At 36.2% G+C, this 12689-nt stretch carries 6 protein-coding genes; all 6 read right to left on the minus strand.

Features of this window, described 5'->3' with window-relative positions; genetic code table 11:
• Window positions 1-32: 32 nt before the first annotated feature.
• Complete coding sequence (locus tag ABTV69_RS03745; protein WP_433834341.1) at window positions 33-2270, minus strand: glycoside hydrolase family 3 C-terminal domain-containing protein; 2238 nt, start codon at window positions 2268-2270, stop codon at window positions 33-35.
• A 99-nt stretch (window positions 2271-2369) separates the two neighbouring features.
• The gene (locus ABTV69_RS03750; RefSeq protein WP_433834342.1) at window positions 2370-3935 is read right to left on the minus strand and encodes a GH39 family glycosyl hydrolase; all 1566 of its coding nucleotides are present in this window, start codon (window positions 3933-3935) and stop codon (window positions 2370-2372) included.
• 287 nt (window positions 3936-4222) lie between these two features.
• The gene (locus tag ABTV69_RS03755) at window positions 4223-6229 is read right to left on the minus strand and encodes a glycoside hydrolase family 97 protein (RefSeq protein WP_433834343.1); all 2007 of its coding nucleotides are present in this window, start codon (window positions 6227-6229) and stop codon (window positions 4223-4225) included.
• Between the two features lie 332 nt (window positions 6230-6561).
• A complete protein-coding gene (locus ABTV69_RS03760; RefSeq protein WP_433834344.1) occupies window positions 6562-8961 on the minus strand; it encodes an alpha-xylosidase in 2400 nt (799 codons plus the stop codon).
• Between the two features lie 222 nt (window positions 8962-9183).
• Complete coding sequence (locus ABTV69_RS03765) at window positions 9184-11670, minus strand: glycoside hydrolase family 2 TIM barrel-domain containing protein (protein WP_433834345.1); 2487 nt, start codon at window positions 11668-11670, stop codon at window positions 9184-9186.
• Between the two features lie 140 nt (window positions 11671-11810).
• Complete coding sequence (locus ABTV69_RS03770; protein ID WP_433834346.1) at window positions 11811-12680, minus strand: hypothetical protein; 870 nt, start codon at window positions 12678-12680, stop codon at window positions 11811-11813.
• Window positions 12681-12689: the final 9 nt, after the last annotated feature.

Raw genomic sequence — 12689 nt, forward strand, 5'->3', positions numbered from 1 at the left:
TGATCAAGTGGTTATTTGTGGTATAGAAAAATTTATTTAACAGTTACCTGAATTTCTTTTTTGATGTCTCTAGAAGAAGTTCCTACTTTAATCGTATATTTTCCTGGCTCCACTGTCCATTTTTTAGCAGCAACATCATAATAAGCTAGTTCTTTTACAGGAACTTTAATCGTAACTGTTTGTGAACTTCCTGCTTTTATACCGACTTTTTTGAAGCCTTTTAACTCTTGTGCTGCACGAGTAATTTTAGAATCCGGTTTTGCAGTGTATAACTGAACCACTTCTTTTCCGTCTACTTTTCCTGTGTTTTTAACTTCAACAGAAACTTCAATTACATCAGTTTGAGCATACGAATCTTTGTTTGCTTTTGCATTATCTAAAGCAAAAGTTGTATATGATAATCCGTAACCAAAAGGATATAATGGCGCAACATTTTTAGTATCAAACCAACGGTATCCGATTAAAAGTCCTTCTGCATAATTTACTGCTTTGTCCCCAGGGAAACTGTTTGTTGCGTGTGCAGGAGAATCTTTAAGTTGTTTTGGCATTGTCCAAGGTAATTTTCCTGACGGATTTACTTTTCCTAAAATAACATCTGCTAAAGCATTTCCGCCTTCAGAACCATTAAACCAGCTCCAAACTAAAGCAGAAGTTTTTTGGCTCACTTCATTAATATCAAACGGAGCACCAGCCACCATAACGACAATCGTTTTTGGATTTGCAGCAACTACTTGTTTGATTAATTCTTCTTGTCCGAATGGCAAGTGTAAATCTCTTCTGTCTGAAGCTTCTGTTTCGTAATCTCGGTTTGAACCCGCAAAAATGATTGCCACATCAGAATTTTTAGCTGCTTCAACTGCCTCTTTTACTTTTGCTGAATCTAATTGGTCAATTGTAACAGGCCCGTTAGCAGTGATATTTCCTAAGTTTCCTTTGTTTTTCTCATCGTAACGCTCTAAATATCCTTCCGCATAATTGATTTTAATTGAAGAAGACAATCTGTTTTTAAGACCTTCAAGAGGCGTAACTTCTCTTTTCGTTTTAACACCTGCTCCAAATCCACCAAGCGCGTTTTTCTTTGTTGCGTTGTTTCCGATAACTGCGATAGATTTTACTCCGTCTAATTTTAATGGTAATGCATTGTTTTCATTTTTCAACAATACAATCGCTTCCGCAGCAATTTTGTATGCGTCTTGGTAATGTGCTTCTGTTGCGATGCTTCCTTTAGCACGAGTTCCGCCGCCCATTGCCTTAATATGGAATAAACCACGCAAAATGCGTTTTACGTGAAGATCGATTTCTTTTTCAGAAACTTCCCCAGATTTTACTGCTGCGATTAATTTATCTGCTAAGAAAAATTCGTTGAATGGTTTTGGTGTTCCCATTTCAATATCTAAACCACTCTTCAAAGATTTTGCTGTAGAATGCACCGCAGCCCAATCTGAAACTACTACACCTTTAAAGCCCCACTCATCACGAAGGATTTTGTTCAGCATATAGTCGTTTTCACATAAATATTCTCCTCTGAATTTATTGTAAGCTCCCATAATACTATACGCTTTCGCTTCTTTTACTGTAGCTTCAAAAGCTGGAAGATAAATTTCGCGAAGTGTACGCTCGTCAATTTGCACATCTACAAAATCACGATTCGTTTCCTGATTGTTTGCTGCGTAATGTTTTACACACGCCATTACATCTTTTTCCTGTAAACCAACAACCAAAGGCACGGCAATTTTTTTATTCAAAAATGGATCTTCCGACATGTATTCGTACGTCCTTCCTCCAAGCGGCGTTCTTACCATATTAATCGCTGGCGAAAGCAACATGTCTTTATCTCTTGCACGCAATTCTTCTCCTAAACTAGTTCCGAAAGTATGTGCCATTTCAGCATTCCACGTTGCAGCCAAAGCGCCACCTGCTGGATAATACGTTGCAAAATCGTTTGTCCATCCTGCCGGAGCCCAATTGTCTCTTGAAATTTCCTCACGAACTCCCAACGGACCATCAGCCATTTTTAATTCTGGAATTCCTAAACGTTTTACACCCGCATTAGCAAACATGCTGTTACCGTGAAGCATTCCAACTTTTTCTTCCAATGTCATTTGCGAAATCAATTTGTCGATTTCCGCATCATGCTCAGTACCTATTTCTTTTCCAACGTATTCTTCAGTCTCCTCCGAAGTTGAAGCTGTTGTTTGTGCATCATTTTTACAAGAAGTAAACAATGCAAAAACCAAAGCAGCCGAAAGGTATATCATTTTGTTTTTCATAGATAGTTAGGTGTTTTTTGAGTTTAAAGATCTTTGATTCCTCACACGTCATCTTTAAATCAAGTTAATACTATTTTTATGTTTGTGGTTTTATCTAAATTATTGTTTAATCAAATTCAGCATTACAACATCATTTTCATTGATTTTGAATTCTTTGCTGAAAATTCCTTTTCCGTCAATTGTAATTTTTTCTGTCGCAATCGGCGCTCCGCCATTTTTATCTTTTATTGAATTAACCTGCTCACGTGTTAACTGACTTGGTTTGTTCATGGCTAAATAATCCGCGTAAGCGTCATTTACTTTATAGCCAACTTTGTAAATCTCCAATACATATTTCCCCTTCTGCATTCCGTCTACTTCAATTTTGACTTTTCCTTTTTCTTTTGATGGAAGGTCTTTAATGTAATACGTCTGATTCAGTTCTTTATCGCCAGGATGTGTATTTGTAAAATCCCACAATAAAACTTGCACGTCGCCTTTTGCATTTTTAGAAGTCCAAGATGATTTATCTGAATTTTGAAGTTCTGTTTCTCCCAATTTATTCATTAAATAATAAGAGAAATAAGCTGGCTTCTTAATTCCTTGCGTGTTCAACAATCCGAAACCGCCATGAAAAGGTGTGAATCTTGGCCCCGCTTCTTCAAAAATATCAGTGAAGACCCAATATGACATGGAGTTTGCAGCATTACCCACTTGTTTTAATTTCTGTAAAATATAAGCTGCCGAATGATAACTGTCGTGAATTGGATCTGCCGGCGTATAAGACGCGCTCCATTCTGTATAATGCAATTCTAAATTCGGTTTAGCCGATTCTGTAATTTGCTTGCGAGAATTTATAACTTCTCCGCTTACGCTAAATTCATCTTTACTTAAAATTGTTCCAGAAGTTCCGAATTCGTCCAGATATCCGTGCTTTACACCATAAGTATGCGTTGAAATAAAATCGATTGGCACATTATTTTTGTCACAAAAAGCGATTGTTTCTGGAACCCAAGCTGCACCAGCAGTTGCAGGCCCGCCAACTTTGTACGCAGGATTTACAGCTTTTACACCACGAACTGCGTAATCGTATAATTTATAATATTCGTCTTGTGTGCTGCTCCAAAATCCAGGTGACAGATTCGGTTCGTTCCACACTTCAAAATACCATGTTTTTACTTCTTCGTCTCCATAACGTTCTTTAAAATGAGCCGTTAGATTTCTAATCAAATCTTCCCATTTTTTATAATCTTTTGGAGGCGTTACGTTTCCTTTCCACCAAAAAATAGTTTCTTTTCCGCTTGCCAAAGCATTTGGCATAAAACCTAATTCAACAAAAGGTTTCATTTTAAGACTTACAATAAAATCGAACAAAACATCAACATATTGATAATTGTATTCTGGATTTCCTTTTTCATCTTCACGATAAATCGCCATATCGTCTGTCAATAAACCATGAAAACGGATGTATTTAAAATCACATTCTTTTTTTACCAATGCCAATTGCTGCTGCCAATCTGCTCGAAGACCTTCATTTGCTCTTCCGGCACCGATGCATTCTTTAAACATGGTGTTTAATTTTCCAGCAGTTTTATTGAAATCTACTTTTATGGTTCGGTTTTCATTTTGTCCAAACGAAGGAATTGAACTCAGTAAAACTATTGTTATTATTAAAAGTCTTTTCATCTGAAAATGGTTTTGTTTATTTTCTGCCACCGATTAATAGGATTCTAAAGGATTTTTTTCTTTTCTCTCGCAGATGTAGCAGATCATGCAGATTTAAATCTTTTAATCATTTTAATCTGTGGCTATATCTATTTATCCAGATTTGGAAAAACAAATCTGCTCGATCTGCTAAATATGCGAGAGCATAAAATTATTCTATCCCGATAGCTATCGGGAGTGGCTAAATATTTTATTGTCCAACTATTGTTAGACGCACTGCAGTGCGTCTCTACAAAAATCTTTGCGGATTACAATTTCTTAAATCTCACAGCTCCACCGCCAGCGCCGCCTAGATTCAGTTTTAAAGAATCTGTAGATTTAACTGTTTTCTTAGAAATTGCCACTGCTTCTGGATTATTTTTTTGATTTGTTCCTTCTGCGTCAACATAAATCTGAGCTTCGTAAGTCGCGTTTGGATCTAAGAATGATAATGAAATATTTACGTTTCTTGGATTTTCATTTGTCAAAGTTCCTAAATACCAATCTGCGCTGTTTCTATCTTTTCTTGCTGTTGTGATGTATTCGCCAATTTTTCCTTCTAAGATTTTAGTGTCTTCCCAATCTGTTGGAACGTCTTTTAAGAATTGTAAAGCTGGTTTTCCTTCGTAGTTTTCAGGAAGATCGGCTAACATTTGAATTGGAGAATAAATTGTAACGTACAATGCCAATTGCTGACCAACCGTTCCTTGAATTCTTTTTCCTGGATAACCTTGTTTTACCTCAACATCAAAAATTCCAGGTGTGAAATCCATTGGTCCAGAAAGTAATCTTGTAAACGGAATAATACTTAAGTGATTTGGCGGATTTCCTTCGCTCCAAGCGTTATACTCTTGTCCACGTGCCGCTTCTCTAGAAACCATATTTGGATACGTTCTTCTTTCTCCCGTATCTTTAATTGATTCGTGGTATAAAACCGCTAAATCGTATTGTGCCGCTTTTTCTAAAATGTATCTGAAATAATTCACTCCAAATTGCCCGAAGTGCATTTGTTTCATGTTCAATTTAGAACCTACGTGACCAATTTTTACTGTATGGATTCCTAGTTTTTTGTATAAAGCAAATCCTTCGTCAACTTCTTTTAAATAGTTAATTAAGTTAGAACCTGTTTCATGGTATCCAATTAATTCGATATTCTTTTTCTTTCCATATTCAACCACTTTTTCTAAGTCGAAATTGTCAGCGCTTTTCGTGAAGCTGAACATGTGCATACGGTTTTCATACCAACCTGGCGTCCAACCTTTATTCCATCCTTCGATTAACAAATGGTGGAAACCTTCTTTCGCTGTAAAGTCGATATATTCTTCAGCGTGTTTTGTAGTTGCGCCTTGTTTGTCGCTTTCCCAAAAAGTATATTTACCGATGTGCATTCCCCACCAAATTCCTAAATATTTGTATGGTTTGAAATAGCTGTTTGTATTCTTTAATTTGTTTGGTTCGTTCAAATTTAAAACCAAATATGAAGTAATCAATTCTCCTGGATTTTCTCCAATTTGAAGTGTTCTCCAAGAAGAAGTAAACGAATCTTTTACACGAACTTTTACTCCATCAGCCCATGGCACTAGATCCGATTTTAATTCTGTTCCTTTTGTGTTGACCAAAGTCATACTTGCAAAATCGATCAAATTTGCTTCGTGAAAACTTAAAGCCAATCCGCTTTTACTTTCGATTGTTAATGGAGTTAAAACCGTATCCAACGTACTTACTGGAGCATCTTTAAACAAATATTCGTCGCGGTTTTCTCTGTTTGCAGGAATCCACCATGCTTTTCCATCTTCTTTTAAGTTGAAAGTCGTTTTTTCATCCATGATGAAAATACTGTCTTTTACATTTTGTTTCGGGTAAACATATCTAAAAGCTACTCCGTCATCAAAAGCACGAAACTGAATTTGTAATTTTCTTTTGTTTCCCGTTTTTTGCTGTAAATCAACAACCAATTGATTATAATGATTTCTGATGTTTTTCTTTTCTCCCCAAACTTGTTCCCAAGTTTCGTCAAACGTAGAAGTTTTTGCTCCTTTGATTTCGAAGTTTGTGCTCAAGTCTTCATTTCCTTTTAATACAAATCCCATTTCAGATGGAGAAACTACTTCGGTTTTTCCGTGAGAAACGGCATATTTCGGAGCATTTTTAACCAACTCAAATTTGATTTTATTTTGTCCGTTTGGTGATGCCAATTCGTAAGCGTTCTTGTTTTTCTGACTGTAGCCCACTGCTATTGAAAACAGTACGGCTGGGAGAATTAGATAGTTTTTCATGTTTTTTGGTATTATGTTTTTTTGTCACTGATTAAAAGGATTGGAAAGGATTTTTTTCTTTTCTCTGCGTTTATTTTTTCACGCAGATTCTACAGATTTTAGCAGATTTTATTTTAATCTTTTCTAATCCTTTAATCTGTGGCTATATTTTTTATTCCTATCCCGTAGGGATTTAATATGGGTAGAAAAAACAGAATTCATTTTCATTTGTCCCGTTAGGGACTATATATTTTTTTCAAATCAATTCAGTCCCTAACGGGACAAAATTGTCGATATCTAATATTTATTCTACCGATATTAAATCCCTACGGGATATATTTTATCAAAACATTTTATTTTGCCCACTCTGTTTTGAAAGTGGTTTTTCCGTTTAACGGATTTGTTGTTACGTCAAAATTGTTTCCTGCTTTGGTCACTTTTATTTCTTGCAGCGCCTCTCCGTTTGGCAAATAAACTTTAGCAGAAGCCGAAGTTGTTTTATCGCTTGCAAATACTTTTAAAGTCAATTTGCTCCAATCCATATCTTTTGTAGACTGTGCTAAACCGATGTGTGGCAATGCAGTTCCGTCTTTTACTAAAACTACAATCGGCACTTCGCCCGCTTTGATTTTATGCCAGCCTGATTGATATACTTTTTTAGTTTGGTAATCGATCCAAGTTCCCTCTGGAAGGTAAACGTCTCTTTCTTCCACTTCTTCAAAAAGTGGTGCAACCAACATGCTTGATCCAAATAAATATTCATTATCCACTAACCAAGCTCCTGGATCGTTTGGATATTCAACAAATAAAGCTCTCATCATTGGCAATCCTTTTTCTGAACTTTCTTTTGCTTGAGCGTAGATGTATGGCATTAATTCATAACGCATATTATCTGCTTTTCTAAATCCTTCTAAGAATTCTTTGCTGTATAGCCAAGGTTCGCGAGGTGGTTCTCCGTGACTTCTTACGTGCGAAGTAAACATTCCGAATGGTGTCCATCTTCTGTAAATGTTCTCAGGAGATTTAGTTGCAAATCCTCCAACATCATGACTCCAGAAACTGAATCCGCTAAGACCTAATGAAAGTCCGCCACGTAATTCTGCTGACATTGCTCCGTTTGTAGTTTCAGAATCTCCTCCCCAATGTAAAGGGTAACGCTGAGATCCTGCCCAAGTACTTCTAGCCCAGATTAAAGTATATCCTTTTTCTTTCTGAGTGATTTCTGCAACTGCTTTGTTGTATCTTAAAGGATATAAATTGTGCTCGTAGAAACCTGTTCTTCCTGAATGATAAATTCCGTCTGGCGGTGCCGCTTCTCCAAAATCAACTTTGAAAACGGCAACTCCTTCGTCAAATAACTTTTTCAATTTCCCTTGGTACCAAGAAATCGTTTCAGGATTTGAGAAATCTAAAACTGCATCTTCATAAGGAAGATTTCCTTTTCTGTCTCTTACTGCCAAGTTTTTATCCATAATTTCTGGGAACAAAGTGTTCTTTGGAGTGAAATATGGCAATTGCCAAAGACAAACTTGAAAACCGTCTTTTTTCAAATCAGACATCATTTTTGTTGCGTCTGGGAAACGAGATTTTGCAAACTCGTAGTTGTTTCTCCAATCTACATCAAACCAACCTGTATCGAAGTGAATTACGTCTGTTGGGATTTTGTATTTACGCAAATCTCTGGCAACGTCGCGTCCTTCTTTTTCTGAAAAATAGGTAATACGGCTCATCCAGAAACCAAATGACCAAAGTGGTGGCATGGCAGCTTTTCCAGTCAAATTAGTGTATTGATCTAAAATGTCTTTTGGTTCTCCGATGAAGAAAAACAAATCGGCTTCATCATCTCCAATATACATTTCGTTGGCACTTGAGAAATACTTTCCGAAGTCAACTGTGATTGGTGTTGAATGGTGCATGAAAACTCCGTAACCACGGCTACTCATGTAAAACGGAATTGGTTTGTACATCGTTTCATTTTGGATTCCGTTCGCATCATCCGTCCATAAAACTACTTTTGAACCGCGTTTATTGAATTGTGTAAATGATTCTCCACAACCAAATATTTTTTCGTCTGGTTCTAAACTGAAAGCTGCGCCCATACTTCTTGAATAATCACTGTTTCTGCGAACATAAGAAAACGGAAGTGTTGGCGTGTAGGTATTTTTAAAATCAGTATCGTGAAGTGTGCTTGTCAACAGTTTTCCTTTTTCATCGTAGATTTTTACGTGCCAAGGTTTGGTTAAAATTTCGACTCTTCCGTGTTTGCTTGTATAACTGTGACCGCCTTCGATTTTAGCATATTTCCATAATTCTGGGTGATTCGGAGCCACTCCGTCCACCAACATTAAAGATTCCTTTTGTGGATGAAATTGTGGTCCAGAAGTCGTTTTGATACGAAGGGTTCTGTCTGAAACAAACTGAATTTCGAATGGCAAAATAGGAGATTCTGCATATTCTGTTGTTGGAAATTCGTTTGCTTTTTCTACATCTGGCTTCATCATCATGTTGTTGAAAGCCTGACGTGTTTTGTAATTGTATCTCAAATATTTAATAGTTCCTTTTCCTGTTGCAGGATCAAAAGAAGCTAATTCGTCTGCGAAATAAAAAGTGTTCAGATAGTTCTGAAAATCTTTACTGATATCTATTGGTGCATTCAGCACATCTGCATTTTGAATTTGTGCTGAAGCATTTGGAACTGTAAGAAGTCCAAAAGCGCAAATCGAAAGCAGGATTTTTAAATGTAATTTTTTCATTAGTTAGTTGTTTTTTTGCCACAGATTAAAAGGATTCGAAAGGATTTTTTTCTTTTTCTTTTCTCTCGCAGATTTAAATCTTTTTAATCCTTTAATCTGTGGCTATCTTTTTGCCACAGATTTGGAAAAATAATCTGCATGATCTGCTAAATCTGCGGGAGCATAAAATCTTTTAATACTTTTAAACTGTGTCTATATTTAAAATTTCAAAAATTAGAAAACTTATTTTGCTGTAATTAGGATTGTGGATGATTTCAATCCGTTTGCACTTGCGGTTAATTCCAATCTTCCTGATTTATCTCCCGATTGTACAATTACCAAACATTTTCCAGCCAGTGCGGTATGTTTTGTTACTTTATACGGTTCATGGCTTACTGGATCTCCACTGCAAACGCCTACGATTTTTCCATTTCCTTTTAATGAGAAATTGATTTCGTTATTGGCATTTGGTGCTATCGTTCCGTTGGCATCCAAAATATCTACCGTTACAAATGACAAATCATTTTTGTCTGCTTTAATTGTACTTCTGTCAGCTGTTAATTTCAATTGCGAAGGATTTCCAGCTGTTTTGATTTCTTTTTCTAAAACCACTTTTCCGCCTTTGCGGGAAATAGCTTTAAGCGTTCCTGCTTCAAAAGGAATTCTCCACATTACGTGTAAATCGTCTCCTTTTTTAGCTCTTTTCCCAACTGATTTTCCGTTTACGAAAAGTTCCACTTCATCAGCATTATTATAATATGCCCAAACGTCAACGGTTTGTCCCGCTTTCCAGTTCCAATGTGGGAAAATGTGAAGAACATCTTTAGTGGTCCATTCACTTTGGTACATATAATACACGTCTTTCGGGAAACCGGCTAAATCGACAATGCCGAAATACGAACTTACCGATGGCCATTCGTATGGAGTTGGTTCTCCGATATAATCGAAACCTGTCCAAACGTACATTCCTGCTAAGAAATCGTGTTTTTTAATGATTTTCCAAGTAGCTTCGTGCGTAGATCCCCAAGGCGTTTGCACTTGATCGTAGGCCGAAACTGTATTTCCAGGATTTCCTTCAGTAAATTTAAGATCCCATCTTACCGGCCATTTTTTGATGGTATCTGAAACGGCATCGTAATATCCTCTTGTCTGCAAACCTGAAGTCGTTTCGGTTGCGATGAAAGGTGTTTTTGGAAAATTTTCCAAATGATGTTCAAATGTTTGATGTGCATAATTGTATCCAATTAAATCTAAAACTCCCGATCCAGCAAGCGGATTAATCGAAACATTCTTTTTCTCAAATTGCAAAGTTACCGCATCAATATTCATATTTACTGGCGGATTCATTCCTGCAGTAATTGGTCTTGTTTTATCGTACTCGCGAGTGATTGCAGCTAATTCTTTAGCAATTTCTACACCCGTTTCGCTCCATTGTTCTGGAATTTCATTTCCGATACTCCACATAAAAATACTTGCGTGATTTCTATCGCGTAACAATTGATCGATTAAATCTTGTTTGTGCCATTTGTCCCAATCATTTGCATAATCGTATTTGGTTTTGTTTTGTTTCCACATATCAAAAGCTTCATCCATAACAATAAAACCCATTTTATCGCATAAATCAAGAAGTTCTGGAGCAGGTGGATTATGGGAAGTTCTAATTCCGTTAACACCCATCTCTTTCAGAATTTCCAATTGACGTTCAATAGCGCGTGTATTGATTGCAGCACCCAACGGACCTAAATCGTGGTGCATGCAAACTCCTTTTATTTTGACTTGTTTTCCATTCAGAATAAAACCTTTCTTTAAATCAAATTTGAATTCTCTGATTCCGAAATTGGTTTTGTATTGATCAACCACTTTATCGTCAACTAAAATTTCCGTAACCGCTGTGTACAATTCCGGATTTTCATCTGACCATAAAATTGGATTTTCAATTTCTACCTTATCATTGAATAATAAGCCGCTTTTTGCAGTAAGTGTTATTTGCGAAGTAACTGAAGTTACTTTTGAGTCTTCTTTATAAATAGCAGTTACAATTGTTGCTTTTTTCGAATCTGAATGATCATTTTGAATTCGAGTTTCAATATTTACCGAAGCTTTTTCGGCAGTAACCTTTGGAGTTGTAACATAAGTTCCCCAATGTTCAACATGTAATTTATCTGTAGTTTCAAGCCAGACATTTCTAAAAATTCCTGAACCCGAATACCAACGTGAATTAGGTTGTTTTGAATTGTCAACCTTTACAATTATTTCGTTGTTTTTGTCTCCGTAATTTAAGTAGGGAGAAATTTTATATTGGAAGCCAATATATCCGTTAGGACGTTTTCCTAAATAATGTCCATTTATCCAAACTTCACTGTTTCTGTAAACGCCATCAAAAGTGATTGACGTTATTTTCGTGCTGTCCTCAGCAGCAACTTTGAATGTTTTTTTGTACCAGCCTAAGCCTCCGTTAAGCGATCCTCCGCCATAACCTGCAGGACTTTTTTCATCAAATTGTCCTTCGATACTCCAATCATGAGGAACATCTAAAGTTCTCCATTTTGTTGCAGTTCCGATAGTATCTTTATCAACCAAACTATCATTAAGATGAAAGCTCCAATCTGCATTAAAAGAAACTTTTCGGTTTACAAACGCATCCTCTTTTTTAGTACAAGAATTCAAGAAAAGAATTCCCGCTGCGACTGCCCATAAACGTATGTTTTTTATGTTTTTTCGAATATGCATAGGTCCTTTTGTTTTTTTTTGGAATTTGAAGATAGAAATAAAAATCGATTTCATTTCTTCTGTAATAAAATAATTTAAGTCTCAGTCTTAAAGAACATTACGGAATGCTTTTAGGACTGAGACTTCAAAAACTAACTAACTTATGATTTTGGTACTAAATGATAAATCAAATAGTCATTATCTGCTCTAATTGCAATAAAACATAAACTTGTATCGGTAAGTTCAACAATTTTCACATTAGTAAAACTAAATGAAGGACTAAAATAACTTGGCTCATTAGGGTGCAACATTTCTGTTCCTCCATTGAAAGCAATTCTGTCATTTGTTTCGCCATCTGTTAAACTAAAATTGAATGTTCCTTTTTTAGTTGTCTTAGCTGTACTTCCTAATGTTGGATTTGTTTGTGTAACCGAAACGTTGTATCCTCCGTTAAGATCAAATGTAATTTCTCCCCAATCTTTATTTTCAAGACCAGCCCATGAAATATCTGACAATGGAGGCCACCAACCTGGTCCACTCACAGCTCTGTTTATATAACCAGGAGTATTACCGATAAATTCTAATGGAGCAGTCATGTATAATACCCAAGTTTTTCCAGCTTGTCCGTTTGTCAATTTCTCCCATCTTGGATCTCTAAAGAATGTTTCATCATTTTCAGGAACATCAATAGTTACTGGAGCAGCTTCAACAGAACCACCTCTAACAAAAGCTGTGTAAAAAACAGTGTATTTTCCAGCAAAAGGAAAAGTAACTTTATCATCACTTTTATTAGAATGTCCTAATTCGTTTCCTTTTGCATCTACATATTTCCAAAATGGAATCACTGTTGGATCATCATTTTTTAGAATAACTTCATTTTTATTTGCTGCATTTTGAGTTACAGAAAATTTAATTGTTTCAGGTGTAAGCGTCACTGCTGGTAGGCTTTCGCGATCTTCAACAGGCTCACAAGAGAATAAAAACGAACTGATTGTTACAGCCGCTAATACTATATATAATATACGTTTCATAATCAATTG

The sequence above is a fragment of the Flavobacterium anhuiense genome (genome assembly GCF_050990855.1).
Lineage (GTDB): Bacteria > Bacteroidota > Bacteroidia > Flavobacteriales > Flavobacteriaceae > Flavobacterium > Flavobacterium anhuiense_C.